The sequence below is a fragment of the Arcticibacter sp. MXS-1 genome, from assembly GCF_041902385.1.
GTDB lineage: Bacteria > Bacteroidota > Bacteroidia > Sphingobacteriales > Sphingobacteriaceae > Arcticibacter.
This window is the reverse complement of the sequence record NZ_CP169244.1, coordinates 1,265,973-1,291,434: the sequence shown is the minus strand read 5'-3', so window position 1 is coordinate 1,291,434 and position 25,462 is coordinate 1,265,973. Positions and strand designations below refer to the sequence as shown.

Genomic DNA, 25,462 nt, shown 5'->3' with positions numbered 1-25,462 from the left:
TTATATTGGGAGAAATATCCTGATGAGAGCACCTTGTCCTTCTTCTCCTTCTGCTTCTATGTAACCTGAATGATTGTCTGTTATTTTTTTGCACAGTGCAAGCCCTAATCCTGCACCTTCGTATTCGTCCCTGCTATGGAGCTTTTGGAATAGCATAAAAATCCGTTCTGAGTCTTTTTTTCAAATCCAATGCCATTATCTGTCACTTCTATCACGCAAGTGCTGTCTTTGGCTAAAGGCACGCTCCCCTGATCTTTCATCTCGAACTGAGAAACCGGTTTTCCTGTAATTGTTATTACCGGTGTGATGTCTGGTCTCGAAAACTTGAGCGAGTTTGAGATGAGGTTTTGGAAAAGCTGGCGCATTTGGCCTGGAATAGCCCGAATCGTAATATTTGCGTTTACTACGATCCGTGCTTTTTTCTTTTCTATTGCATATTCGAGGTCCGTAAGCACTTCCCTGATGCTGTCTTCAAGATTAACTGCGCGGAACAGGCTATCGTTTCGCCTTGTGCGGGACAAGGAAAGAAGGTCATCGATCATGGTCTGCATCCTGGCAGAGGCGTTCTGCATCCGTCTTGTATATTCTCTGCCTTCCTGGGGGAGAAGTGCTGCGTACTTGCGCTCAAGCAGGCAGCCAAATGCTTGTATTTTTCTTAATGGTTCCTGCAGATCGTGCGAAGCAACATATGCAAACTGCTCCAGCTCTGAGTTAGATCGTACAAGTTCTTCCACATTTTTTTCAGTTCCGCCCCAGTTTGCGCCAGTGCCATTTCGCGCTCCTTCAGGTGGTGATGAGCCAGTATGCGTTCGCGCATTTCGGAATGTAACTCCTTGATGAAGTTCTGCTCTTTGCGGTTCGCCCGCAGGTATCCTACGGCTAGTGCCAGGAGGGGAACGAGGTAGCTAACAACCCTTAGGAAATAGGCACTGTTGAAGAGCGGATCAAACTCCTGGCGACACATGGCCATGGAAACGCTGGCGAATGCTGAGGGAATGATGCTCAGGATCACAGTCCGGCTGAAAAAAGAGGGGAATCGTGAATTGAAGCCCATCAGGATAGCGAGGCCAAGGATAATATAAAGCGCAACGATTGCTAAGTCGTAGGGATGTGTGACGAAGGAGGCAGCGCGCTCCGAAGGCAACGCGGTACTGATTGAGGAGAGGGCGACTGCGGAGCCCGTTGAGATAAAACAGGTGATGAATACAAGGGCCGCGGTTTTAACTGAGTTGCCAGCACTTCGGCCTTTCTTTATCAGGATGAAGCAGGTAGTGCTGAATGTTAGGAGAAAGAGATGTAAGCCTTTGCTTATCAGCCATGATTGGTACATTCTTTCAGTTTGAAAGGTGTCTGAAAGTATGCCGCAGGCAAGAATAGTGTACAGATCGTATAAGCCGGCAGAGAGAAGGACCGCGCTGATGATCAGGCTCGCCATTCCCTTGCGGGCGGTATATTCAACCAATGCAAGACTGCCTGTAATCAATGCTGATGCTGCGCCAAAAGCAAACCAGACGGCGGAGGAGAGGTGGTCATCGGGTGTTCGTGCGGAAGAGCTGAGAAATAGACCATTGGTCTGCTGAAGGACCGCAACAATGAAAATAGCGGGAATGAGGCAAATGACCACAACCACTATGACCAGAACCGGGGGTAAGTTGAACCTGTTTTTGTAAGTGGGGTTAGATCGCCTTTTATCCAAATGAATCTGCTGTTAATGGTATCCCAGGGGGATAGTTGCAGATGGCAATTTTTATTCCAGATTTATTGCTTTCATTTTGTTGTATAAGGTCTTCCTGTCGATATTTAAAACTTTAGCAGCCTTGGTCTTATTGAAGTTCACTTCTTTGAGTACTTTAAGGATCGTCTCATACTCAGCTTCAAGTGCTGCGTCTTTTAAACCTCGCCTTGTTTCACGTACCTGAATGTTTTCTACAGCAGTTTCCATTGCTGAAACTTTTGCAAAGGTCGAGATCTCGAGAGGAAGGGCTTTCAGCTGGATCTTATTTGTTTCTGTCAGCAGAGTAGCTCTCCTAATCACGTTCTTTAATTCCCTTACGTTGCCCGGCCAGTTATAGGTTAGCAGACACTCGATCACCTCGTCGGAGAAGCCCTCTATAGACCGGTTCAGTTCTTTGTTGGTAAACTTCAGAAAGTTTTGGGCAAAAAGTATGATATCTCTTTCACGGTTGCGAAGAGGAGGGAGGTGGATGCTGAATTCGTTGAAGCGGTGATACAGATCTTCTCTAAACCTTGCCTTTTGAATTGCTTCATGGAGGTTTTCGTTCGTTGCGACTATTATCCGGACGTCGAGATCGATCTCTTTTGTGCCCCCGATGCGCTTAACTTTTCGTTCTTGCACGGTGCGCAACAGGGCAGCCTGTATCTCGTAGGAGAGGTTTCCTACCTCATCGAGAAACAGAGTTCCTCCATTTGCCATCTCAAAGTGGCCAATTTTGGTATATAATGCACCAGTAAATGAGCCCTTTTCATGTCCGAAAAACTCGCTTCCGGCCAGTTCTTTAGTAAGAGAGCCACAATCCATGGCAACAAATGGTTTGTCTGCCCGGTTGCTCTTCATGTGAATAGCCTGGGCGACCGACTCTTTTCCTGTACCACTTTCGCCTGTTAAAATAACACTGTAGGAGGTTGGAGCAATGAGTTCAATTTGCCTGAGCAAGTCCCTGGAAGCTGTGCTTTCGCCGGTAATAAAGGTTTCCGGGAGCCCTGCCCCTGCATTCCTTTCTTTCTTTACTGAAGCAGGCGTTCCTGCTGGCTGAAGTTCTGGTCTTGAAAGAGCCTCCTGCGTCTCCAGCGCCTTGTTTATCGTGTTCAGTATTTCGTCGGGATAGAGTGGCTTGGTAATGTAATCATAAGCCCCCATCTTGATGAGCTCTACAGCTAGCTTGATATCGGAGTAGCCTGTAATGATAATAACGCCGGTGGCAGGATATGACGCCTTGATCTTTCTTAAAATTTCTCTTCCGTCCGTATCTTCAAGTCGGAAGTCGCAAAGAACGAGGTTAAAACTCTCCTTGCTAAGGAAGTCAAGTGCTGTTGCCCCGCTCGTAGCGATTGAAACGTCGTAACCGTTACGAGTCAGGAACTTTGATAACAAAAGACCTATGTTGATTTCGTCATCGACTATTAAAATTCTCTTCATAGCTTAAACCAAAACAGTCTATAAAAGTACCTATAAAAGTTTAATGGGAAAAATTTTCTACAATTTAAGCAAAAAAAACCATGGTTCTCGATTGGCGTCTAAATTGTATTGCCCAGTCCTTATTCCTGTTTTTTTATCTTTTTGTTTCAAAAAGATAAAGCGCTGCTTCTAAGGCAGGCAAACGCAGGAGTATCGGACAGTGCTAGTCAAACCCTCCGATCTTCTGATGCATGATGTTGGCCGGGGATCGGTGATTGAGGAGCTCATTTTTCATAAACTTCAGATAAGGCTTGATATGTCTAAAAAATTGTTTGTATCCGTTGCAAAAGTAGTTAAGTCCGTACTCTCCGTCAACACTTGTTAGGAAACGGTTTTTCGGGCACTCTCCCCTGCAGTAGACGTACTCGCTGCAAGTTTTGCACTGATGGGGAAGTGTAGTGTACTTCGCCGCCGCGAACTCCATTTGCCTGGTCTGAGAAAATATCCTGTTTAATGGTCCGCTCAGAACGTTTCCTATTTTGTATTGAGGATAAGCAAAATGGTCGCATGAATAGATGTCGCCGTTGTGTTCTATGATTGCGGCGTTAGCACAGTGATCATTAAATGTGCAGAGGCCCGGCGCTATGCCCATCTCGTTAGCAAGGGCCGCGTCAAAGAGTTGAACGAAGTACCGCCCGACGTCCTTCTTCACCCATTCATCAAAGACAGTTATCAGAAATCTGCCGGTGCTCAGCGCTGAAGCACACCAGGGGGCAAGAGTTGCCTGGCCGGGGTAGGATGGGGGCACCAGCAGCAGCTCGTCGGGCCGCTTATTAACCGCGCATCGATCTGCCAGTGGAATGAACTGCATAAAGTGGCTCCCAACTTCTTTGAGGAACTTGTATACTTCCAACGGCTTCTCTGCATTGAGTTTGTTCACGACAGTGAGCGTGTTGAACTCGATATTGTGCTTTTTTAAGAGTTCCAGGCCCTTCATTGTCTTAGCAAAAGATCCTTCTTTCCCTCTGTTAAGACGATAATGATCATGCAGTGCTTCAGGGCCGTCGATGGAAATGCCAAGAAGAAAATTGTTGTCTTTGAAGAATCGGCACCACTCGTCGTTTAGCAAAGTACCATTTGTCTGAAAGGAGTTGTGTATAGCCTTCCCGCTGCCATACTTCCTCTGAAGCTGAAGGGCGTTTTTGTAGAAAGTTATTCCGGCCAGTGCTGGTTCACCTCCCTGCCAAACAAATGTGATCTCTTTTGCCGGCTGTTCGTGAATGTACTTTCTGACGAAGACCTCCAGGGTTTCGTCGTTCATTCTGGCCTGACCGGAGCCGGGATACAGCTTCTCTTTCTCGAGATAATAGCAGTAACTGCAGCTGAGGTTGCACTGTGATCCTGCAGGTTTAGCCATCAGACTGAAGCCGGGATTAGGATATTCGGCCATAAAGCGTAGTTTTGACAAAACTAAAGATTTTGAACTTAGTTGTGTACTAAGTATTGCGGTACTTATTAGGGTGAATTGAAGGGTTCTTATCCCACTTTAATTGAATCTTTAGTACTTTTGTAGCCTTTTAAAGCTGTATATGAGCGAAGAACGATCACTTAATTTTCTGGAAGAAATCATTGAGGAAGACATAAAGAACGGTAAGCATGGCGGACGGGTACATACTCGTTTCCCTCCTGAACCGAACGGTTATCTTCACATTGGACACGCAAAATCAATCTGCCTGAACTTCGGTTTAGCCCAGAAATACAACGGACAAACGAATCTCCGGTTTGATGATACCAATCCGGAGAAAGAGGAAACTGAGTATGTTGAAAGCATTAAGGAAGATGTGAAGTGGCTGGGTTTTCAATGGCAAAATGAATTCTATGCTTCTGATTACTTCGAGCAGCTCTACGAGTTTGCAGTCCGGCTGATTAAGAAGGGTAAGGCCTACGTTGATGACAGTACGCCTGATGAGATTGCCGAGCAAAAGGGAACCCCAACTGAAGCAGGTACGCCCTCCCCATGGAGAGACCGGTCTGTTGAGGAGAACCTGCAGTTATTTGCTGAAATGCGGGCAGGGAAATATCAGGACGGAGAGAAGGTTCTCCGGGCCAGAATTGACCTCGCCTCGCCTAATATGCACATGCGCGATCCGATCATGTATCGCATTCGTCATGCTCATCACCACAGAACCGGCGACGCATGGTGTATTTACCCGATGTACGACTTTGCGCACGGACAATCAGACTCGATAGAGAAAATTACGCATTCCGTTTGTACGCTCGAGTTTATTCCTCACCGCGCTCTCTATGACTGGTTTATTGAGGAGCTGGAGATATTTCCGTCCAGGCAGTATGAGTTTGCCCGACTGAATATGACGTATACTGTAATGAGTAAGCGGCGGCTTCTGCAACTGGTAAATGAGGGCTTCGTTGACGGCTGGGATGATCCGCGTATGCCAACTATCAGTGCGCTTCGCCGCCGGGGCTATACGCCTGCCTCTATACGCGATTTCTGCGATCGAATTGGTGTGGCCAAGCGTGAGAACATTATTGATGTGAGCCTCCTGGAGTTTTGTGTTCGGGAAGATTTAAACAAAACGGCGTGGAGAAGAATGGCGGTACTCGATCCGCTGAAGCTGATCCTCACCAATTATCCCGAAGGACAGGAGGAAGTTTTTGAGGGAGAGAATAATCCGGAAGTTGAAGGCGGGGAAGGATCAAGGCCCATTCCTTTCAGCAGGGAACTCTGGATTGAGCGGGAGGACTTTATGGAGAATCCTGCTAAAAAATATTTTCGCCTTGGTCCGGGTCTGATGGTTCGCCTGAAGAACGCCTATATCATCAGGTGCGATGACTTCGTGAAAGACGAGCAGGGAAATATCACGGAAGTACATTGTTCGTATTTACCTGAGTCGCGCTCGGGGAATGATACCTCGCAAATCAAGGTTAAAGGTACAATTCACTGGGTAAGCGTGCCTCACGCTAAGCAGGTTGAAGTGCGCGTATACGACCGGCTCTTCCGGGTAGAAGATCCCGGAGCTGAGGGGCGCGATTTCCGCGAGTATATCAACCCTGAGAGCCTGCAAGTTATCCCTGCAGCTTATGTTGAGCCAGATCTGGCAGATGCAGAGCCGGGAAAGGGCTATCAGTTTATCAGGAAGGGGTACTTCACGCTCGACAAGGAATCACAGCCGGGCAAACTGGTATTTAATCGTACCGTGACCCTGAAGGACACCTGGGCGAAAGAAGCAAAGAAAGGGTAAGAGCCACGTGTTTGGCTGTTACGATATTTGTTGATTATGGCGACTCTACCTCCATTGGCCGAAAGAATGCGGCCCGAATCGCTGGAAGGCTATTCGGGGCAACAGCATCTTATTGGGCCAAATGCAATCTTAAGGAAGGCAATAGAAAGCGGTAACCTTCCTTCTATGATTTTGTGGGGCCCACCCGGAGTAGGAAAGACGACGCTTGCATTTATCATATCAAAGCAGCTTCAACGTCCCTTCTTCAGTCTGAGTGCTATCAATTCGGGTGTAAAGGATGTACGCGAGGTGATTGAAAAAGCGGCCGCTCTGAAAAACTTTGGAGACAACCTTCCGATCCTCTTCATTGATGAGATCCATCGGTTTTCAAAATCGCAGCAGGATTCTTTGCTTGGCGCGGTAGAAAGGGGTCTGGTTACGCTTATTGGCGCCACTACTGAAAATCCCTCCTTTGAAGTTATATCCGCTTTGCTCTCGCGGTGCCAGGTATACGTGCTGAAACATCTGAGCGAAACAGATCTGCTGGAGTTAATTGAGCGCGCTCTGAGAGAAGATTCGCAAATTTCTCAAAAGACAGTAACGATTAAGGAGCATGAAGCCCTGCTTCGTCTCTCCGGAGGAGATGCGCGGAGGCTTTTAAATGTGCTCGAACTGGTGATCAATGCGGCTGGAACGCAGGACGTGGAGATTACCAACGAGTTTGTTCTGGAGCATGTGCAGCAGAATATGGCCTTGTACGACAAGGCCGGAGAGCAGCATTACGATATCATTTCAGCCTTCATCAAGTCAATCAGGGGGAGTGATCCTAATGCAGCTGTTTACTGGCTTGCGCGCATGATCGCGGGAGGTGAAGATCCGCTGTTCATTGCTCGCCGACTCCTTATTCTTGCCTCTGAAGACATCGGAAATGCTAATCCGAATGCCTTGTTGCTTGCTAATAACTGCTTTCAGGCTGTTAATGTGATCGGGTGGCCCGAGTCGCGTATCATTCTCTCGCAGACAGTTACTTACCTGGCTTCCTCTGCCAAGAGCAACGCCAGCTACGAAGCTATAAATGCGGCAGAAGCGCTGGTAGCCAGGACGGGGAACCTGCCTGTGCCTCTGCATATCAGGAATGCGCCCACTAAGCTGATGAAGAACATGGGCTATGGGAAGGAGTATAAGTACGCTCATGCCTATGAAGGGAATTTTGAGGAACAGGAATATTTTCCGGACGGACTGAGTGGTACGACCCTGTATCAGCCGGGAAATAATACGAGCGAGCAGAAACTAAGGGAACGTCTGAAAATGCTTTGGAAGAATAAGTACAAGTATTAGCCTCCGCTCAGAATTTTTATTAACTTCACCTTATGACCTCATCCTTTTTACAACATCAGTGGAAAGCGTTCTGGCGGTCAAAGAATACTGGCAAAAGCGTGGCCATCAGGATCGTGATGGGCTTACTGATCCTGTACTTCTTTGCCAACCTGTTGCTTCTTGCTTTTTTCTCGACAAGATCTTTGTTGCGGTCTATCCGCAGCAAGACGTAATCGCCTCGTTTAACAGCGTCCTGATCTATTACTTTCTGATCGATCTGATGGCCCGGTTTCAGCTGCAGGAACTGCCAACTCTGAGCGTCAGGCCCTATCTGAATGTGCCGGTAAAGAAGAACCAGATTGTGAACTATCTGTGTCTTACGTCCTTGTGGTCGGGCTTTAATTTCAGTCCCTATATCCTTACTCTTCCTTTCTTGCTTAAGGTGGTGCTGGCCGCGAAAGGCGCAGGAGTGCTCTGGGGATACCTGGTTGCCATTACAGGTCTTACCATGTTTAATCACTTCTTTAGCTTATGGCTAAAGAGAAAAGTGAACCTTAATGGCTGGTACATGCTGGCGTTTGTTCTTTCATTTACCCTGATTACGCTCCTGGATTTCCGCTGGCATACCATAACACTTTCGGTTGTATCGTCTGCGGCTTTTGCCCAGCTTGTAGAGCATCCCGTCTATAGCCTGGCTGCGGTTCTTCTTGCGACGGGCATGTTTCTGGTGAACTACAGGTTCCTGAGACAAAACCTTTATCTCGACGAGCTCCAGAGTAATACATCGGCGAACAAATCTTCAACCGATATCCCCTTTCTTGGACGATTTGGACGGCCGGGAGAGCTGGCCGTTACCGAACTAAAGCTAATCCTCCGGAACAAGCGGTCTAAATCTTCGCTGACCATTTGCACCCTGATGATGTTTTACGGACTCCTTTTTTATACCAATCCTGCTTATGGGAACGGTTACGGCTGGAAGATCTTTGCATCCATGTTTATGACGGGCATTTTTATTATCAATTACGGTCAGTTTATGTTTAGCTGGCAATCCTCTCATTTTGACGGCATCCTTGCTCACCGGATCAGGGCAGAGGATTTTATTCAATCGAAGTTCCTTCTGTTTACTATTTTTTCAGGGATCGCATTTGTGCTCACTATTCCTTACGTATACTTTGGATGGCAGATCCTTCTTGTCCAGTTTTGCATGTTCTTATGGAACCTTGGCGTTAATTCATTGATTGTTCTTTTCTTTGCCAACAGGAATTACAGGCGCATCGATCTCTCCAGGGGAGCCTCCTTTAACTGGGAAGGGGTTGGAGCATCGCAGTGGCTCCTTTCACTTCCGCTGCTCATATTACCCTATGTGGTTTATGTGCCCTTTAATCTTGCCGGGTATCCTCTTGCTTCTGTTTTTGCTATCGGTCTGATGGGTTTGATCTTTATTGTTACACGCTCTTATTGGCTGAAGAGACTTGTGACAAATTTTAAGGAGCAGCGGTATCGTATAGCAGAGGGCTTCAGGCATCAGTAGTACATCAGAAGTAGTATAAAGAACTCCAGCTAAATTATATAAATAGCGATCGTATGATTGAGATAAAAAATTTAAAGAAGATTTATAATGGTGTAACCGTTGTCAATGTTCCCGGGCTTGTTATAAACAAGGGCGAAACAATCGGCCTGGTAGGGAATAATGGGGCGGGAAAGACGACCCTGTTCCGAATGATTCTCGACCTGATCAGGGCCGACAGCGGCGAAGTGCTTTCAAAGGGAGTAAATGTAGCGGAGTCGGAGGAATGGAAACGATACACGGCCTCCTATCTTGACGAGGGCTTTCTTATCGACTACCTGACACCTGAGGAATACTTCTACTTTATCGGTTCTTTTTCTGATCTTAGTAAAGCGCATACAGACGCAGAGCTGAGCAGATACACCGACTTTTTTAACGGCGAAATCCTTCAAAGGAACAAATATATCCGCGATCTTTCGAAAGGTAATCAATGCAAGGTGGGCGTGGTGTCATGCCTTCTGCAGAATCCGGAAGTCTTGATGCTTGATGAGCCCTTTGCTAATATAGATCCAAGTACCCAGATCAGGCTTAAGAACATGCTTAAGCAATTAAATGCCGAGCGACACACTACAACAATTGTTTCCAGTCATGATCTTTCCCATGTTACGGACGTCTGCCAGCGCATCCTGCTCATGGAAAAGGGAAAGATCATTAAGGATATCCGGACTGACAGCAACACCAGGGACGAACTGGAAGAGTATTTTTCTGTTATGCAGTAAGTAGCTTATGAATATCGATCTTACAGGAAAGCGTGCTGTTGTTTGCGGAAGCACACAGGGTATTGGAAAGGCGGCTGCTATAGAACTGGCTTCTATGGGGGCCAGTATCACGCTGATTGCGCGCGACGAAGAGAAGTTGAAAAAGGTTCTGGATTTGTTGCCTGTTGATGATACTGAGACGCATAACTATCTGGTTGCTGATTTTTCACATCCTGAACAGGTAAGCACTGTAATAGCAGACTTTCTTAAGCATTTCACGGCGGATATCCTGGTTAATAACACCGGAGGGCCCAAGGGAGGTGAGGCAATCAGCGCGGCGCCAGAGGAATTTCTCGATGCTTTTTCAAGTCACCTGGTCTGCAATCAGATTCTGACGCAGGCCTTAGTGCCGGGGATGAAGGCTGCAGGCTGGGGCCGGATCATCAACGTTATATCGACTTCCGTTAAAGCACCTCTCAAAGGGCTCGGAGTCTCTAATACCATTCGCGGCGCTGTTGCTAACTGGGCCAAGACCTTGTCTTTTGAACTTGCTCCGTTTGGCATCACAGTCAATAACGTTCTTCCTTCAACTGCTATGACCGGCCGTCTTCAGTCGTTAATTTCAGCCAGGGCGGAGCGTGAACAGAAAAGCACCGGGGAGATTGAAGAACAAATGGTTAGGGAGATTCCGGCAGGCAGAATAGGCACAGCGGAAGATGTAGCAGCTGCAATAGCATTTTTAGCCTCACCCGCTGCGGGCTACATAAATGGCGTTAATATCCCTGTCGATGGGGGCCGCACTCCGTCCTTATAAACTCTTCTAGTGGTTGCTGGTCAGGTTCCACAGAGCATGGAAAACAACCGCTGGTAACAAGGATCCCGACCTCTCTTTGAGCATTGCTGCAATAAGCCCGGCGAGGAAAGCCAGCAGGATCCTGATCAGATTAATTTGCAGGTGCAACCCGTTTTGAAGCAAGAGCCCTTGCGACAGGCCAAACAGAATTGAGGTGATCAGCACAGGCCAGCTGAGGCTAAAGCCAAAAAAGTCTTCTCCTTCCTTAAATATTCTGCCGAGCAGGACCAAAAGAATGCCCCGGAAGAAGACTTCATCGGATATTACATTTATGGTGCTTTGAAACAGCAGCGTTTCTTTGTTAAACGTGAAGGAAGGCGTTTGTAACGTGAAGTAAACGGCAACACGGAGGAGCAAGCCAAACAAGACGAGCATGACGACAGGAAAAACAGCGTCTTTGGCAAAGGACAACTGTAGTCCGGCTTCTTTACGACTGATAATCCTGCTTCTTATTACAAAGAACAGTGACATGAGCAGTCCCGCTGCCTTACCTAGCCAGTTCCATAACTGACCATCAAACAGGACCAGTCCGGAAAGTCCTGATGTTAATACTGTCCACAGGATATAGAGAATAACGAAAAGTCCGATGGTGCGCCTGTCTTCTTTACTCCAGTTTTTACTCTTTGCAAGCAATACAAAAGGGACCAGGACGAGTATTTGAAGAATGGCGTTTATCAGCTGGGAGGAGAGGATCATCTGCTGCAAGTTTCGACAAAGATAATCAGTTGCGCTGAAGGAAGAGGCAGCACCTCGTGAAAGTGTTCCTTATTAAACCTTAAGTTAATTTTAAAGTCAAAAAAGTATAGACTGTACTAAAAATTAGGCATTGTTTTTACCTTTGAGGCATTCTTAGGCTTCCTTGTAGAGTGATTTTGATGTCCTGAAGAGGGAGACAGACAGGCTAACGGGGTCTTGGCACTGCTTTTGAAATTTTTAATCAACTAAAACACATACATATGAATTCAATGAGAATTAAAATAGCGACTTATTGTGTTGCTCTCGCTACAACAGCTTTTTTAGCAACTAGCTGTAGCCAAATGACAAGGACTCAGAAAGGTGCCGTGATCGGTTCAGCAGCTGGTGGTACCATTGGTGCCCTGATAGGAAAGAAAGCAGGTAACACTGCTGTCGGAGCGATTGTGGGCGGTGCAATTGGAGGAACAGCCGGAGCATTCATCGGTAGAAAGATGGACCGGCAGGCAGAAGAAATTAAGAGAACAGTACCTGGGGCGGAAGTGATTAAGGCAGGAGAAGGTCTGATCGTAAAGTTCGACTCCGGTATCCTGTTTGATTTTAATAAGTCAAACTTAAAGGATGCTGCCCGCACGAATATCACGAACCTGGCTGCTTCTATGAAAAATAATCCGCAGACCAATATTCTTGTAGTGGGTCACACTGACGATGTGGGTTCTGATTCTTACAATATGTCGTTGTCGGAAAGAAGGGCGCAGGCGGTGAAGGATTTTGCAGTAGCAAATGGAGTAAGTTCGTCACGTATCAACATCTCCGGAAAGGGAGAATCTGAGCCGATAGCAGACAACACTACTGAGGCGGGAAGGTCGCAGAACAGACGGGTTGAGATTGTGATTGTTGCGAATGAACAAATGAAAAACGAGGCCAGACAGAGTGCCCAGTAATAAGGAAGAAAAAAGCCCGCCTGTTTTTGCAGGCGGGCTTTTTTCGTTTAAGGCATAGCATGAAAGGGTGGATAAGCAGGAACGTTGTACAAACTTATTCTGTCGCAAGAGAACTGCATCTGGCGAAAATATCGTAGTTTGTTAAAAATTGTTAAACCTTCGGCGACATTGTACAGTTTAGGTGCTCCTGCCGTTGTTCCTCTTATATTTGAAGGTATTTGAATGAGAATGATTTACAAGATTAGATATGCCGCTGTAATACTTCTGATACTGGTTTCAGCCAGCTTTGCTATTTGCCAGACGGTGAAGACTGACGTGCTCGTTGTAGGGGCCACGCCTGCCGGTCTTGCCGCGGCCATTCAGTCCGCACATTCGGGGGTAAAGACACTGCTGATAGACAACGGAAATTTTGAAGAATTAAGGCTGTCGGCCGAGGAAGCAAAAGTCAGGTCCGGTATTTATGCTCAATTTATCCGGCGGGTAGAAATAGCACAGAAGTTTGCGTACAACGACAATCAGAAGCTTTCACCTGCTTTTGTGGCCAGTATCTTCAAGGCCTGGGCAGACACTGTTAAAAACCTGACCATATCTGCAAAGACGAACGTTAACAACATTCGAAAAGATGGCAAGATCTGGTCGGCAGAACTCAGCGGGAAGCGGACAGTAAAAGCGGATGTGGTGGTCGATGCAAGTGAAAACGAGTATGTGTCAGCCATGGCGGCTGTAAAGAGGGCCTCGGGCCTGCCTGATTCTATTCCCTACCATACCAAGAAGTACAGAACAGGAATTGCCTTAATTCCTTCAGGGCAGGTATTTCCGGCTACTTTGCCCCTTGTTAATTTGACGGGGGACCCGGAAAACTTTCTTTTCTCCTCTGCTTCAGGCGCGGTTGCCGGAACAGCGACAGGGCAGGCAGCTGGAGCTGCAGCAGCATATTGTGCTTTCTTCAAAACTACATCGAAAAAGTTAAATGTCAGAGTAATTCAGAGCGAGCTTTTGTCCTTTGGAGCACATCTGCTCGCTTTTGATGATATTGCCCGAAAGGACTCTAATGCTGCTGCTATTCAGAGCATAGCTCTTACAGGTATATTAAAAGGAAAGATGGTGGGAGGAAAGCTCTTGTTTTTACCCGACTCGAGTGTTTCTACGGCCGAAATAGTGTCGCCTGTAAAGGAATATTTCACAAGGAGCCAAATATGGTTTTTGGATAACTCAGCTGAAAGGCTGACTCTGAAGGGCGTTTTGAATCTCATTAAGTTCGTTGCCTCCCGGGGAGAGGAGCTAAACAGGGAGGTAGAAAAAGGATGGACTAGCTCGTTGAAATTGCCGGGTAAGTTTGATGCACAGAGAGTAGCTACCCGTCGGGAATTCGCTGTCTTGTTTAATGCCTACGTCAAGCCTTTCAGCGTGGCAGTAGATCTGGACGGCAACTTGAAACGGTAGTGGGCATCTCGGGCTCATATGCGACGCTTCAGAGTAAGGATCAGCGTCCGAATTTCATTAGTGCCGCCTTTTATGATTCTTAAAACCAGGTTTCGTTTATGACCTGACTGGAAAGTGTTATATACCTCCTCGGAGCCAATCTGGTCGACCGGAATCAAATTGATATCCAGGATAAGGTCGTTAACTTTAAGCCCCGCCTCTTCTGCAGCCGAGCCCGGCTCTATGCGGGTAATGATAATGCGTTTAAAATCGGGCTCTGTCCAGGCAAGCTCCAGACCACTCATATCGTGTTCAAAGGGATCTCTGTACTTTGAATTAGGGCGGAGGTAAAGACTGGACCTATTGTAATCAAAGACAACAGTAAAGCGGCGGAGTATAGTATTGCCAATGTTCCCATTGCGCGTTATTGAGGCTAGTTTCCCTGCCGCGTCTTTGTAGTCAGGAAATGCGGAAATTACATTGCTAAACCGGAATTTACCTATGGTGAGCGTCGGGATGCGGGCGATATATCCGTTGATAGATCCTCCAAGGCCGATTCCCAGGTTCGCTCGTATTCTCGGAGCGGGGACCGGATAGGGCTTTGCGGAGTCGGTCTCGAGTGAAAGCGGGTGGCCTGCCCCTGTGTCTATGATAAATCTTGCTTTTCTTTTCTCGCCGGGGATGAGCGATATTTCTGCCTTCAGATAAGGCTTTCTTTCTTCTATTTCAATCGGTATATGATAGCCCCTTCTTGGGACATAATCCGCATCGGGCGGATATAACTTAAGCATGTGAGTGAAATAGTTCAGTCTTACGATGAAGCTGCTAAAGAATTCATAACCGATCAGGCCATGCACTGGCATGCCGGCATAGGAGGATAAGGAGAAAGAGTCCTCCTTCAATATCGCCGCCGATAACTCGCCAAACACTTCGTTGTCTATGTTGACGAATAGAGGCGGGGTAACATTTGCAAGCAGCTCTTTGCCTTCTCCAAAGCCGATGACTTTAAGCGTTCTTAAATTGGTAAGCTTAAGTGAATCGGCCAGGCCAGGATCGGTGATAAGTGTAATGCCGATGCCTGTGTCAAGCACAAAATTATAAGGGCCTTTCCCATTGAGGTGCAGGGGAATAATGATTAAATTCTTTATATAGTTAAAACTGATGCTCTTGCTCTGCTTTCCATTGACAAGATGAAGTGATTGGGCACAGGTCTGCGGGAGCCAAATAAAAGTGATCAGAAGGCTCACCAGATAATGCAGAGCAGAACGCAGAATGTCCACATCGGTCAGTTTAGAGTGAAGTTAGAAAATTTCTGATGAAATGAGGAAGCGGCCGACCACTAATATGACTTTAAATCAGTTCTAAATTAAATTTTGGAATGTAAATGCTCGTTTTTATTTTTGAAAGAACCATAATTAGTTCAAAATGAAAGAGAAGCTTCTCATTTTCACGACAAAAGCCCGGAAGGCGAGTGCCTGCAGGGTAAAAAGGTTGTCTGAGGACGAAGAGCTTCGCTGGAAATCTATTGACAAGGGGACGGTATTTTCGTCAGGCTCCCTACATCCTGAAAATACCATTGGTGGTTTAAACAAACGTTTATCTGACTTCTATCTTATCGCACGGTTGGTCGCATCAGGATCAACTTTTTCACCCGGATTAACAAGCATGAAATTGAGAAAGGGCGCCTAAACAGCCATAACTGAAGCTACGTAAACGTGAATTCAGCAAAACAGAAACAAACTAACCTTATTTAACAATAACAAGTCGGCATCGCCGACTTGTTATTCTGCTCCCGGAGCTGCGCGTATTGCAGGTCTTTTGTTGATCTTCATCATTCTTTCATTGCCGTTTTTTTTGATTCTTTGTGCCTGACTTACTTAAGGCAAGACACCTCAGGATAGCTAAGTCAACGCTTACCTGTATAATTGTACGTTTATTAATGATTCATAAGTATATGAACGATATTTTGGATACCAGGCTGATGCACCCGAGAGAACAGGTTGCCCTGGTTATGACACGTATTTATCGCAGAGGACTGACCACTACGTCGGGGGGCAATATTTCTGTAATGGATGAAAACGGCGACATCTGGATTTCTCCTTCCGCAGTTGACAAAGGATCGCTCCGGGCGTCGGACATTGTGTGTATAAGAAAAGATGGAACTATTGAAGGCTTGCACAAGCCTTCATCTGAATTTCCCTTTCACCGGGCCATCTATGGCATCCGTCCGGATATAAAAGCAATTATCCATGCTCATCCGCCCGCTTTAGTTTCTTTCAGCATTGCCAGGACAACGCCTAACACTAACATTCTGTCTCAGGCTCACCAGGTCTGCGGACCTATCGGTTACGCTGAATATGAACTGCCAGGCAGCGAGGCTCTGGGAGCAAAGATCGCAGATGAGTTTACTCGTGGCTACAAGGCGGTGATTATGGAAAACCATGGGACGGTTGTAGGCGGATGTGACTTAATGGATACCTTCCAGAGATTCGAAACCCTCGAATTCTCAGCCCGGACAATCCTGTACGGAAAGGCAGTAGGAACCCCTGAGTATTTGAAAGACGAAGATGTTGACGCTTTTGAAGCTCAGCTGCCTACGCCCCTTCCAGAAATGGCATCTGTTTCCTATCCTCCTGATGAAAGAGAAAAACGTGCGGAGATTTGCAAGATCGTGCATCGGGCATGTACTCAGGGCCTCATGTTTAGCTCCTACGGAACAATTTCTGTGAGATGGAAGGATAACGATTTTCTGATCACACCTACTGATGTTCCAAGATGGGATCTGCAGGTTGATGACGTCGTCCAAATTAAGGATGGAAGGCGCGAGCCGGGTAAGAACCCCAGTCGTACAACTTATCTGCACCAGGAGATCTACAGAAAGCACCCCGAGATTAACTCCATCATTATCACGCAGTCGCCCTATTTGATGGCATTTTCTGTAACAGGTGCTTCATTCAATGTGAGGACTATTCCTGAAAGCTGGATCTTCCTGCAAGACGTGCATACTCTTGAATTCGGTACTCAGTTTGCAGGCAGGACAGAAATTCCGGACCTGGTTTCCAAGAGCAATCCAGCAGTCCTAATCAAAAACGACTGTGTAGTTGTAACCGGAAATCAGCTGCTCCAAACCTTTGACTACCTGGAAGTAGCAGAATTTAGTGCTAAGTCTTTGGTGATGTGTGCTTCTATTGGTGCAATGGTGCCGATTAACAACGAGCAGGTTGAGGAACTAAGGAAGAAGTTTATTAAGGACTAAGGTTCTTAAAACCAATATGGAATGCCTGGCAGAGTAAGCGCTGCCAGGCATTCGTGTTTAAGTATTTTGCTCCTCCTAACGCGGCAATCTTGTGTGAGATAATCCTTCCTTGGGCCCGTTTCTTAACAAGCGTTGAAACTTTTATTCTTGAAATCAAGTATAAAGAAACAACATTTGCACTTTTTCACGTTCTCAATCATTTTGTTAGAATATAAATTTTATTGCATAATTTGCTACTATGATTACAACTAAGGACATTTTTAGCTATGAACACGACCAGAAATATGCAACCCCTGTTACATATTTCTCAATGGAGTTTGCGATAGATCAGGCACTAAAGATTTATAGTGGGGGTCTTGGATTCCTCGCGGGCTCCCATCTGCGGAGCGCTTATGAATTGAAGCAAAACCTGGTGGGGGTAGGTATTCTTTGGAAGTATGGATACTACGATCAGGTTAGAGATACGAATGGCACTATGAAGCCGGCCTTTATTGAGAAGCAATACTCTTTTCTTGAAGATACAGGAATCCAGTTCACGATTCCGATTCATGATTCTCCTGTTCACGTCAGAGCATGGCTGCTTAAGCCGGATGTATTTAAGTCGGCCCCCTTATTTTTGCTAAGTACAGATCTTCCTGAAAATGATGAAGTGTCGAGAAGCATCTGTCACCGCTTGTATGATTCTAATGAAGCTACCCGTGTAGCACAGTCAATACTGTTGGGAACTGGCGGAGCGAAGCTGCTTGACCAGATCGGCCGTGATGATTCCCTTTATCATATGAATGAAGGCCATTCCATCTCGCTCAATTTCTATCTTTATTCTAAGTTCAAGAGTGTAGAGGAAGTTAAAAAGCGGGTTGTTTTTACCACTCATACTCCGGAAGCAGCCGGGAATGAAGAGCACGCATACTCGCTGCTTCAGGATATGTCGTTCTTCTATGGCTTGAATGAAGCGGAGGTAAAGTCGATACTTGGAATAGATGGCCCCGCGTTTAACTACACCCTTGGTGCTTTAAAGTTTGCAGGAAAAGCAAACGCTGTTTCTAAACTGCATGGAGAGGTGTCAAGAGATATGTGGAAGGGTAATGCCGGCATCGCAGAGATCACTTCAATTACCAATGCTCAGAATACCACCTACTGGAAGGATGCTGCCATCGAAAAGGCATTCGCAGCCGGAGATAATCAGGCAATTATTGCCAGGAAAAAAGAGATGAAAAAAGCTCTTTTTGAGATCGTGGCTGATCAGTGCGGAAAGTTGTTCGACGAGAATGTACTGACCGTAGTATGGGCCAGGAGGTTTGCGGGTTATAAAAGAGCCGACCTGCTTATGCATGACTGGGAGCGATTTATAAAGCTTGTTTCAAATTCTGAATACCCCATTCAAATCATCTGGGCCGGGAAGCCTTATCCTCAGGATTATGGTGCTATCGACACCTTTAATAGTATAATTAACCGCACAAAGGCTATCCCGAATTGTGCCGTGCTCACAGGCTATGAGCTTAAACTGTCTGCGATGCTCAAGAAGGGGTCAGACGTCTGGTTGAATAACCCAAGAATGTATCGTGAAGCTTCAGGTACGAGTGGGATGACTGCAGCTATGAACGGGTGTGTCAACCTTTCTATTCCTGACGGATGGATTCCTGAGTTTGCGAAGGATAAAGAGAACTGCTTCCTCATTCAGCCCGCTCCTGATCACCTTTCTTTTGAAGAGAAAGACAAGCTGGAGGCTCAGACCTTGATCGAAACACTGGAGAGTGATGTATTACCATTGTATTATAAAGACCAGGATAAGTGGCTTTCGATTGTTAAGACTGCCGCTGCTGAAGTTGCTCCGGCTTTTGAATCGGGTCGAATGGCAGCTGAATATTACGAAGTAATGTTTGCCAGATAGCGTTCCGTTCGTAGATAAAAAAAGGAAGAGGCTGTCTCATAAGTGAGTTCAGCCTCTTCCTTTTTTTATCTGACTTCCATCCTTGTTGAGAGTCGAGCTTATGAACTTTTTTTGTCTTGAATGCAACTATCTGCCCTTACAATGAAAGATCTTATACGTGCTGCCGCTTTGTATTGAAGAGCGTTTTATCGTCTTGGGGTTTAATAGTCCTCTTTAGACATCACTTTTTTAGATGTGCGTATCTGTTTTCTTTCCGGTCAGGAATTTCTCCTTCTTTTGAACTTTAGTTCCTTGGCAGACTGCTTCCTTGTGATCAGCATTGGAATGGCAACACCTCCCGCCAGACACATCAGGATGAACATCACTTTCAACCCGTAGTTCACTGTTTCTGACAAGGTCTGCGAATACGTAGCGGGATCGATATCTGCGGCTAGCCTGATAAGGCCGATGATCATCTTATATGCTAAGATCCCGGGAATCATCGGGATAACTGAAGGAATGGCAAGCACCGGCGGGGGAGAATGCCTTCTGTGAGCAAAATAGATGCTCAGGAAGCCGACTACGGTCGCCCCATATAAAGAACCAAATACGATGTTGCCACCGAAGTGCATGGTGAGAACTTTCGTTATACCACCAGCGGCTCCCATAAGATAAATAGTGGGCAGATTCTTTGCCGGGACGTTAAACAGGACCGCAAATCCGGTTGCCGCAAGTCCGAACCAGATGCACTTTTCGAATATAAGTAACCACTCCATGTCTTAAAACTGATATATGAATGTCGATGTTAACAACCCCAGTCCAATTGCGAATGACATGATCAGGCCGTTCATGCCCCTTATGATAGCATTCTGAAGATTTCCTTCAATCATGTCTGAGAATGTGTTTATGAGGGGAACTCCGGGGATGAGGAACAATACGGAAGTGGTATATGCCGGGAAATGAATGTAATCCATTCCGAATTTAACAGCGGCGCCAGCAATTAAAGACGCGGTTAGCGAACCGAAGTAAATACACAAGTAGGTGTTAAATCTAAGCTTGACTGCTTCCTGTCTTACATAGAGGCCAATGAAGGTAGCGATAAAGACAGCAATAAGGTCGAGAGCTTCGCCACCGTTTACCCTGCAAAATGCCGAGCCCGCAAGGCCAACAAGTGTGAGCACTTTCCATCTGTCGTAATGAGGAAGAGCCACCATGCGGCTGATCTGTTCGTTTATCTGGCTGACTGTGAGCCTGTCTTCTACTACCTGCCAGCTTAGTCTGCTGATACCGGTCAAAAGCTTGAAGTTGACACCATGAGGAGATGATCGTTTCAAACTATTGAAAAAGTACTCATCATTCTCGTCGCTTAACGTGAGCAGAAGAGTCCTGTTGTTAATCACAAACTCGGTGTTATAGCCAAAAGAGTCGGAAATTCTTGTGATCGTATTTCTGATTCGTCCAGTGCTGGCGCCTGCGCTTAACAAGAGTGAGCCAATCTCTAATAAGGTATCTCCCAGTTCTTTAATTTCGGTATTCTTTAAGTTTGACGTCATAGAATTGACAGTTTTTCAGAATCGATGCAAAAATAGGACTCTTTCTTTTTCCATACTTGATGGAGATCATATTTTATAGCAAAAAAAATGCAAAATTTTGTAATGTGGTTAATCCTCGTGAAATGCAAAAGAATAAAGTAGAATTACTGGCACCTGCCGGATCATTTGAATCGCTGACGGCGGCGATAAAGGCAGGAGCAGATTCCGTGTATTTTGGAATCGAGCAGTTGAATATGCGGGCCCGATCCAGTAATAATTTTACAATTGATGATCTGTCACGCATCTCTGCCATATGCAAGGAACACAATATACGCTGTTACCTCACTCTTAATACCATCCTCTACGATCATGATATCAGTTTGATGAAAAGTATCGTAGATGCGGCAAAAGCGAATAATGTTGATGCAGTCATTGCATCAGACTTCGCCGCTATACACTATGCAGGTAAAGTGGGAATTCCCGTTCATATCTCCACTCAATCTAATGTCACCAACATAGAGACCGTTAGCTTTTTTGCTGAATATGCGGATGTAATGGTGATGGCGAGAGAACTTAGCTTAATGCAGGTGGCAGCTATTACTCGTGAGATCAGACGGAAAAATATAACCGGGCCCTCAGGTAAGCTGGTGGAACTGGAGATTTTTGCGCATGGCGCGCTTTGTATGGCAGTATCGGGCAAGTGCTATATGAGCCTTCATTCCGACTTTGCATCAGCAAACCGGGGAGCATGTATCCAAAACTGTCGCCGCAGTTATATCGTAACCGATAAGGAACAAGGGGTAGAGTTTGAGATCGACAATGAGTACATTATGTCTGCCAAGGACCTTTGTACAATTGACTTCCTTGATAAAATCCTGGATGCAGATGTTAAGGTTCTGAAGATTGAGGGACGCGGACGCAGCGCTGACTATGTATACACTGTTGTAAAGTGTTACCGCGAGGCGATCGACGCATACTTCGAAGGTACATATACGGAAGAGAAGATCGAGAGCTGGAAGGAGCGCTTATCTACAGTCTTCAACAGGGGCTTTTGGGAAGGTTACTATCTGGGCAGGAAGATGGGAGAATGGAGTAATGTTTACGGCTCAAAGGCCACTAAACGGAAGGTATATCTCGGCAAAGGCGTGAAGTACTTCGATAATGTAAAGTCAGGAGAGTTCCGGATGGAGTCTCAAACTCTTGATGTTGGGGATGAGATCCTTATAACCGGCCCCACTACCGGCGTCGTTCAGACCATCGTAAATGAGCTGCGTGTGAACGACAGACCAACAGGGCGGGTAAAGAAAGGCGACGTATTCTCTATGGCTTTAGGTGAAAAGGTAAGGCCCTCAGATAAGCTGTACAAGTTGGTAGACGCCTGATGGTTCGTATCACTCAGCAGCGGGCAAAGTGCATTGGCTGCAACGCATGTGTGGAGGCTGCAAGTTACAGGTGGCGGATTTCAAGAAGGGACGGGAAATGTACCTTAATTCAGGGAGTCGAAAAGAGAGGTTTTTACACTGTAGTTGTAGGGGATGACGAATATGAAGAGAATAGAAGCGCTGCTCTTCACTGTCCCGTCAATATTATAAAAGTTGAACAAATAAAATGACCGAACCAGAAGCAGCCATTACGGCTATTGACAAAAGGATAGTGACATTCCTTCAATCTCAAACTGTTTTAACACTGGCAGTCAGTAAAGATAACAGTCCATATTGTGCTACCTGCTTCTATGCCTATTCTCTGGAGCACAACGCTTTAATATTTAAGTCCTCTGGCGAGACTCGTCATGTCGTGATTGGGCTTGAGAATCATAGCGTGGCCGGCTCTGTTCTCCCGGATAAGCTGATTACTGGCAAGGTTAAGGGAATACAGTTTTCAGGGCTTTTTGAAAAGCCCGAAGGAACCGTCTTATCTGATCTCCAGAAGGTCTACTATCGGAAATACCCTTTTGCCATGGCAATGAGCGGCGACTTATGGATAGTTCGCCTTGGCTGGGTAAAATTTACAGACAACACATTAGGCTTCGGAACAAAGCTGACCTGGAGTGCAAACATGCCGGACCTTAAGTGAAGTTCCGGCAGGGCAGGAAATAAAGAAAGGCGATCTGTTATCAGATCGCCTTTCTTATTCTTATCGATTGTCCCAGCAGTAAAGTCGGGGCATTAAGCTATACTAACAGTCTTACGGGCTCTTCAAGAAGGGTCTTGAAGGTCTGCAGGAATGCAGCACCCATAGCACCATCCACTACACGGTGGTCTGCGCTAAGCGTAACCTTCATGATGTTACCCGGAACCACTGCGCCGTTCTTAACCACCGGCACCTGCTGAATACCCCCAATAGCAAGGATACAAGCATCAGGAGGATTGATGATGGCTGAGAATTCATCTACACCAAACATACCCAGATTGGATACTGTGAACGTAGAACCTTCCCAGTCAGCTGGCTGAAGTTTCTTAGCTTTTGCTCTTTGTGCAAAATCTTTTACTTCAACAGAGATATGAGATAGAGACTTGCCATCCGCAAAGCGAACGACAGGAACAAGGAGGCCTTCGTCAACAGCTACAGCAACACCCACGTTTACATGTTCGTTAACACGGATCTTATCGCCTCTCCATGATGAATTTACACCTGGATGCTGTTTCAGTGCAACAGCCACAGCCTTGATCACCATGTCATTAAAGGAAATCTTTACAGGAGAGAATTCGTTCATTTTCGCACGGGCAGCAATAGCGCTGTCCATATCGATGCTCATGGTTACATAGATGTGAGGAGCAGTGAACAAGCTTTCAGAAAGCCTTCTCGCAATGGTTTTACGCATTTGCGTCACTGGTTTTTCTGTAAACTTCTCTTCTCCGATATATGTAGGAATAGTGATTGCAGGAGCGTCCTTCTTTGCTTCTTTTGGAGCAGCAGTCTCTGCCGGAGCGGCAGCTGGCTGAGCAGACGGGCTGAAGTTTTCAACGTCTTTCTTCACAATGCGGCCGCCTTCGGCACTACCTTTCACCTGAGAGAGGTCGATTCCCTTGTCTTTTGCAATTTTCTTCGCAAGCGGGGATGCTTTTACACGCGCATCAGAGTCAGAAGATACTGTTTCAGCTTCGTTTTGTGCTGGTGCAGCAGTCTTGCTCTCCTCTTCTTTCTTTCCTTCTGAGGCATTAGAGGTTACCGGAGCGCCTTGAAGAAGAGGAGTTACATCGGTACCTTCCTTTCCTACAATAGCAATGATGTCATTCACTTTAGCGGCCTGGCCTTTCTCAACACCGATATACAGGAGTGTACCTTCTGCATAGGCGGTAACTTCCATTGTCGCTTTATCGGTCTCAACATCAGCAAGCGTATCGTCGCTCTTGATCTGATCTCCGACTTTCTTATGCCATTCAGCAATAACGCCTTCTGTCATCGTATCACTTAAAAGAGGCATACGGATAACAGTAGCACCAAGAGATTCAGGATCTACAGACGGACCTTTTGCAGTCGGCTGCTCCGTTTCCGGAACCTTAGTTTCTGGTTTGTCGCTTGTTTCTGCGGTAGAGCTTGCCTTTTCAACAGAATCGGTCTTTGACGATCCAGCTCCTTCAAGCGCAGCTTTATAATCTTCCCCCTCGTTCCCCAATACAGCTATAACAGAATCCACAGGAACAGTTGAGCCTTCTTCTGCCCCAATATACAGAATCGTGCCTTCCTGATAGGATTCAAAATCCATTGTTGCTTTATCGGTTTCTACTTCAGCAATCAGGTCTCCTGAGCTTACTTTATCGCCGACTTTTTTGTGCCACTTTGCGATCACCCCTTCGGTCATGGTATCGCTCATTTTGGGCATGCGAACTACTTCAGCCATTTTATATACGGTTTTTTGTCTGACAAATATTTAGCTTCTAATAAAAGGATAATCTTCCTGAACATATACGTCCTTGTACAGTTCGGATGGATCCGGCCATGGTGATTCTTCAGCGAACTTCACTGATTCTTCAACTATAGCCTTTACTTTCTTGTCGATTTCTTCAAACCAGGCTTCGTCAGCGTAATTATTTTCAACAATAGCATGCTTTACCACACCAATAGGGTCTTTGGCCTTATATCTCTCAAGTTCTTCTTTGGTCCGGTACTTCGCAGGATCAGACATGGAGTGGCCTTTATAACGATAGGTACGGATCTCAAGGAAAGAAGGTCCTTCGCCTGCACGTGCCCGCTGAACAGCAGCATCCATCGCATTATGAACCGCTACCGGATCCATCCCGTCAACAGGTTCAGAAGGCATATCGAATCCAAGCCCGATCTTGTAGATGTCCTCCATGTTGGTGGTTCTTGCTACAGAAGTTCCCATGGCGTATCCGTTGTTCTCACAGACAAATATCACCGGAAGCTTCCAGATCATGGCCATATTGAAAGTTTCGTTAAGAGATCCTTGCCTTACAGCACCGTCACCCATGTAACATACACATACATTGTCGGTACCAAGATATTTTTCTGCAAAGGCAATTCCAGCACCTAAAGGAATCTGGCCACCTACGATCCCATGTCCGCCAAAGAACTTGTGTTCTTTGCTGAACATGTGCATTGAGCCTCCTTTTCCTTTCGAACAGCCTGTCGCTTTTCCGTACAACTCAGCCATGATGGAATTTGCCGACATCCCTTTTGCAAGAGCGTGAGCGTGATCGCGATAGGCTGTGATCATAGAGTCTTCAGGCCTCAGAACTGACATTGCGCCTGCAACAACGGCTTCCTGACCAATGTATAAGTGGCAAAAGCCTCTTATTTTCTGCTGGCCATACAGCTGTCCGGCTTTTTCTTCGAACTTGCGCATCAGCAGCATTGATTCGTACCACTGCAGGTAGGTATCTTTTGTAATTTCAATTGAACTCATTTGTCAATAATGTGTTTTTTGGGATGGCAAATCTAACCATATCCTGATAAAAAAAGAAAATCACTAAG

Annotated in this window: 23 protein-coding genes and 1 pseudogene; 13 read left to right on the top strand and 11 right to left on the bottom strand. The window is 46.2% G+C overall.

Annotation, left to right across the window (positions count from 1 at the left end):
* From ACES2C_RS05430 to ACES2C_RS05410, 5 genes are all read right to left on the bottom strand, one after another.
* Positions 1 to 156 (bottom strand): ATP-binding protein, encoded by a 156-nt coding sequence (locus ACES2C_RS05430; RefSeq protein ID WP_374165983.1) that lies wholly within the window; start codon positions 154 to 156, stop codon positions 1 to 3.
* A complete protein-coding gene (locus ACES2C_RS05425; protein ID WP_374165982.1) occupies positions 105 to 734 on the bottom strand; it encodes a histidine kinase dimerization/phospho-acceptor domain-containing protein in 630 nt (209 codons plus the stop codon). The genes ACES2C_RS05430 and ACES2C_RS05425 overlap by 52 nt, the downstream gene beginning before the upstream one ends.
* Positions 656 to 1,696: a hypothetical protein gene (locus ACES2C_RS05420; RefSeq protein WP_374165981.1), complete on the bottom strand. Its 1,041-nt coding sequence runs from the start codon at positions 1,694 to 1,696 to the stop codon at positions 656 to 658. Before ACES2C_RS05420 ends, ACES2C_RS05425 begins: the two co-directional genes overlap by 79 nt.
* Positions 1,697 to 1,747: 51 nt before the next feature.
* Entirely contained in the window at positions 1,748 to 3,157 is a 1,410-nt protein-coding gene (locus tag ACES2C_RS05415) for a sigma-54-dependent transcriptional regulator (protein ID WP_374165980.1), read from the bottom strand.
* A 202-nt stretch (positions 3,158 to 3,359) separates the two neighbouring features.
* On the bottom strand, positions 3,360 to 4,586 hold the full coding sequence (locus ACES2C_RS05410; RefSeq protein WP_374165979.1) for an anaerobic sulfatase-maturation protein: 1,227 nt from the start codon (positions 4,584 to 4,586) through the stop codon (positions 3,360 to 3,362).
* A gap of 139 nt (positions 4,587 to 4,725) precedes the next feature.
* Here ACES2C_RS05410 and ACES2C_RS05405 point away from each other — a divergent pair, with 139 nt between their 5' ends.
* The 5 genes and pseudogenes from ACES2C_RS05405 (at position 4,726) to ACES2C_RS05385 (ending at position 10,771) form a co-directional block, all read left to right on the top strand.
* The gene (locus ACES2C_RS05405) at positions 4,726 to 6,396 is read left to right on the top strand and encodes a glutamine--tRNA ligase/YqeY domain fusion protein (protein WP_374165978.1); all 1,671 of its coding nucleotides are present in this window, start codon (positions 4,726 to 4,728) and stop codon (positions 6,394 to 6,396) included.
* A 36-nt stretch (positions 6,397 to 6,432) separates the two neighbouring features.
* Positions 6,433 to 7,713 (top strand): replication-associated recombination protein A, encoded by a 1,281-nt coding sequence (locus ACES2C_RS05400; RefSeq protein ID WP_374165977.1) that lies wholly within the window; start codon positions 6,433 to 6,435, stop codon positions 7,711 to 7,713.
* A 32-nt stretch (positions 7,714 to 7,745) separates the two neighbouring features.
* Positions 7,746 to 9,223: pseudogene (locus ACES2C_RS05395) on the top strand (DUF5687 family protein).
* Positions 9,224 to 9,276: 53 nt separating this feature from the next.
* Positions 9,277 to 9,978, top strand: a complete 702-nt coding sequence (locus ACES2C_RS05390) for an ABC transporter ATP-binding protein (protein ID WP_374165976.1) — start codon at positions 9,277 to 9,279, stop codon at positions 9,976 to 9,978.
* 7 nt (positions 9,979 to 9,985) lie between these two features.
* Positions 9,986 to 10,771 carry an SDR family oxidoreductase gene (locus tag ACES2C_RS05385; RefSeq protein ID WP_374165975.1) on the top strand — a complete coding sequence of 262 codons (786 nt, stop codon included), beginning with the start codon at positions 9,986 to 9,988 and terminating at the stop codon, positions 10,769 to 10,771.
* A 6-nt stretch (positions 10,772 to 10,777) separates the two neighbouring features.
* On the opposite strand, the gene ACES2C_RS05380 is transcribed toward ACES2C_RS05385, so the two are convergent.
* Complete coding sequence (locus ACES2C_RS05380) at positions 10,778 to 11,506, bottom strand: CPBP family intramembrane glutamic endopeptidase (RefSeq protein WP_374165974.1); 729 nt, start codon at positions 11,504 to 11,506, stop codon at positions 10,778 to 10,780.
* 341 nt (positions 11,507 to 11,847) lie between these two features.
* Here ACES2C_RS05380 and ACES2C_RS05375 point away from each other — a divergent pair, with 341 nt between their 5' ends.
* On the top strand, positions 11,848 to 12,447 hold the full coding sequence (locus ACES2C_RS05375) for an OmpA family protein (protein WP_374165973.1): 600 nt from the start codon (positions 11,848 to 11,850) through the stop codon (positions 12,445 to 12,447).
* A 222-nt stretch (positions 12,448 to 12,669) separates the two neighbouring features.
* The gene (locus tag ACES2C_RS05370) at positions 12,670 to 13,890 is read left to right on the top strand and encodes an FAD-dependent oxidoreductase (RefSeq protein ID WP_374165972.1); all 1,221 of its coding nucleotides are present in this window, start codon (positions 12,670 to 12,672) and stop codon (positions 13,888 to 13,890) included.
* 14 nt (positions 13,891 to 13,904) lie between these two features.
* On the opposite strand, the gene ACES2C_RS05365 is transcribed toward ACES2C_RS05370, so the two are convergent.
* Positions 13,905 to 15,149, bottom strand: coding sequence for a PDZ domain-containing protein (locus ACES2C_RS05365; protein WP_374165971.1), 1,245 nt, complete (start codon positions 15,147 to 15,149; stop codon positions 13,905 to 13,907).
* A gap of 145 nt (positions 15,150 to 15,294) precedes the next feature.
* On the opposite strand from ACES2C_RS05365, the gene ACES2C_RS05360 reads away from it, so the two are divergent.
* The 3 genes from ACES2C_RS05360 to glgP all read left to right on the top strand — a co-directional run bounded on the left by ACES2C_RS05360 (position 15,295) and on the right by glgP (position 19,016).
* Complete coding sequence (locus tag ACES2C_RS05360) at positions 15,295 to 15,558, top strand: hypothetical protein (RefSeq protein ID WP_374165970.1); 264 nt, start codon at positions 15,295 to 15,297, stop codon at positions 15,556 to 15,558.
* Between the two features lie 265 nt (positions 15,559 to 15,823).
* Entirely contained in the window at positions 15,824 to 17,125 is a 1,302-nt protein-coding gene (locus ACES2C_RS05355; protein ID WP_374165969.1) for a class II aldolase/adducin family protein, read from the top strand.
* 238 nt (positions 17,126 to 17,363) lie between these two features.
* Positions 17,364 to 19,016, top strand: coding sequence for an alpha-glucan family phosphorylase (glgP, locus tag ACES2C_RS05350; protein ID WP_374165968.1), 1,653 nt, complete (start codon positions 17,364 to 17,366; stop codon positions 19,014 to 19,016).
* 257 nt (positions 19,017 to 19,273) lie between these two features.
* Here the strand turns inward: glgP and ACES2C_RS05345 are convergent, their stop codons facing one another.
* Together ACES2C_RS05345 and ACES2C_RS05340 are read right to left on the bottom strand one after the other, a co-directional pair.
* Positions 19,274 to 19,771, bottom strand: coding sequence for a threonine/serine exporter family protein (locus tag ACES2C_RS05345; protein ID WP_374165967.1), 498 nt, complete (start codon positions 19,769 to 19,771; stop codon positions 19,274 to 19,276).
* Between the two features lie 3 nt (positions 19,772 to 19,774).
* Complete coding sequence (locus ACES2C_RS05340) at positions 19,775 to 20,548, bottom strand: threonine/serine exporter ThrE family protein (protein WP_374165966.1); 774 nt, start codon at positions 20,546 to 20,548, stop codon at positions 19,775 to 19,777.
* Between the two features lie 122 nt (positions 20,549 to 20,670).
* Between ACES2C_RS05340 and ACES2C_RS05335 the strand changes: the two genes are divergently transcribed.
* Genes ACES2C_RS05335 through ACES2C_RS05325 form a run of 3 tightly spaced genes read left to right on the top strand, consistent with a single transcriptional unit; the run spans position 20,671 to position 22,600 of the window.
* The gene (locus tag ACES2C_RS05335) at positions 20,671 to 21,909 is read left to right on the top strand and encodes a peptidase U32 family protein (RefSeq protein ID WP_374165965.1); all 1,239 of its coding nucleotides are present in this window, start codon (positions 20,671 to 20,673) and stop codon (positions 21,907 to 21,909) included.
* A complete protein-coding gene (locus ACES2C_RS05330; protein ID WP_374165964.1) occupies positions 21,909 to 22,139 on the top strand; it encodes a ferredoxin in 231 nt (76 codons plus the stop codon). The genes ACES2C_RS05335 and ACES2C_RS05330 overlap by 1 nt, the downstream gene beginning before the upstream one ends.
* The gene (locus tag ACES2C_RS05325; protein WP_374165963.1) at positions 22,136 to 22,600 is read left to right on the top strand and encodes a hypothetical protein; all 465 of its coding nucleotides are present in this window, start codon (positions 22,136 to 22,138) and stop codon (positions 22,598 to 22,600) included. Before ACES2C_RS05330 ends, ACES2C_RS05325 begins: the two co-directional genes overlap by 4 nt.
* A 97-nt stretch (positions 22,601 to 22,697) precedes the next feature.
* Here the strand turns inward: ACES2C_RS05325 and ACES2C_RS05320 are convergent, their stop codons facing one another.
* Together ACES2C_RS05320 and pdhA are read right to left on the bottom strand one after the other, a co-directional pair.
* Entirely contained in the window at positions 22,698 to 24,368 is a 1,671-nt protein-coding gene (locus tag ACES2C_RS05320; protein ID WP_374165962.1) for a 2-oxo acid dehydrogenase subunit E2, read from the bottom strand.
* A 30-nt stretch (positions 24,369 to 24,398) separates the two neighbouring features.
* On the bottom strand, positions 24,399 to 25,394 hold the full coding sequence (gene pdhA / locus ACES2C_RS05315) for a pyruvate dehydrogenase (acetyl-transferring) E1 component subunit alpha (RefSeq protein ID WP_374165961.1): 996 nt from the start codon (positions 25,392 to 25,394) through the stop codon (positions 24,399 to 24,401).
* Positions 25,395 to 25,462 lie beyond the last annotated feature (68 nt).

Bases quoted from the DNA above. Each gene is read 5' to 3' on its own strand.
- ACES2C_RS05360 (WP_374165970.1), top strand. From the start codon at position 15,295: ATGAAAGAGAAGCTTCTCATTTTCACGACAAAAGCCCGGAAGGCGAGT.
- ACES2C_RS05430 (WP_374165983.1), bottom strand. From the start codon at position 156: ATGCTATTCCAAAAGCTCCATAGCAGGGACGAATACGAAGGTGCAGGA.
- ACES2C_RS05405 (WP_374165978.1), top strand. From the start codon at position 4,726: ATGAGCGAAGAACGATCACTTAATTTTCTGGAAGAAATCATTGAGGAA.
- pdhA (WP_374165961.1), bottom strand. From the start codon at position 25,394: ATGAGTTCAATTGAAATTACAAAAGATACCTACCTGCAGTGGTACGAA.
- ACES2C_RS05400 (WP_374165977.1), top strand. From the start codon at position 6,433: ATGGCGACTCTACCTCCATTGGCCGAAAGAATGCGGCCCGAATCGCTG.
- glgP (WP_374165968.1), top strand. From the start codon at position 17,364: ATGATTACAACTAAGGACATTTTTAGCTATGAACACGACCAGAAATAT.
- ACES2C_RS05370 (WP_374165972.1), top strand. From the start codon at position 12,670: ATGAGAATGATTTACAAGATTAGATATGCCGCTGTAATACTTCTGATA.
- ACES2C_RS05325 (WP_374165963.1), top strand. From the start codon at position 22,136: ATGACCGAACCAGAAGCAGCCATTACGGCTATTGACAAAAGGATAGTG.
- ACES2C_RS05385 (WP_374165975.1), top strand. From the start codon at position 9,986: ATGAATATCGATCTTACAGGAAAGCGTGCTGTTGTTTGCGGAAGCACA.
- ACES2C_RS05340 (WP_374165966.1), bottom strand. From the start codon at position 20,548: ATGACGTCAAACTTAAAGAATACCGAAATTAAAGAACTGGGAGATACC.
- ACES2C_RS05390 (WP_374165976.1), top strand. From the start codon at position 9,277: ATGATTGAGATAAAAAATTTAAAGAAGATTTATAATGGTGTAACCGTT.
- ACES2C_RS05355 (WP_374165969.1), top strand. From the start codon at position 15,824: ATGAACGATATTTTGGATACCAGGCTGATGCACCCGAGAGAACAGGTT.
- ACES2C_RS05415 (WP_374165980.1), bottom strand. From the start codon at position 3,157: ATGAAGAGAATTTTAATAGTCGATGACGAAATCAACATAGGTCTTTTG.
- ACES2C_RS05380 (WP_374165974.1), bottom strand. From the start codon at position 11,506: ATGATCCTCTCCTCCCAGCTGATAAACGCCATTCTTCAAATACTCGTC.
- ACES2C_RS05410 (WP_374165979.1), bottom strand. From the start codon at position 4,586: ATGGCCGAATATCCTAATCCCGGCTTCAGTCTGATGGCTAAACCTGCA.
- ACES2C_RS05330 (WP_374165964.1), top strand. From the start codon at position 21,909: ATGGTTCGTATCACTCAGCAGCGGGCAAAGTGCATTGGCTGCAACGCA.
- ACES2C_RS05320 (WP_374165962.1), bottom strand. From the start codon at position 24,368: ATGGCTGAAGTAGTTCGCATGCCCAAAATGAGCGATACCATGACCGAA.
- ACES2C_RS05345 (WP_374165967.1), bottom strand. From the start codon at position 19,771: ATGGAGTGGTTACTTATATTCGAAAAGTGCATCTGGTTCGGACTTGCG.
- ACES2C_RS05335 (WP_374165965.1), top strand. From the start codon at position 20,671: ATGCAAAAGAATAAAGTAGAATTACTGGCACCTGCCGGATCATTTGAA.
- ACES2C_RS05375 (WP_374165973.1), top strand. From the start codon at position 11,848: ATGACAAGGACTCAGAAAGGTGCCGTGATCGGTTCAGCAGCTGGTGGT.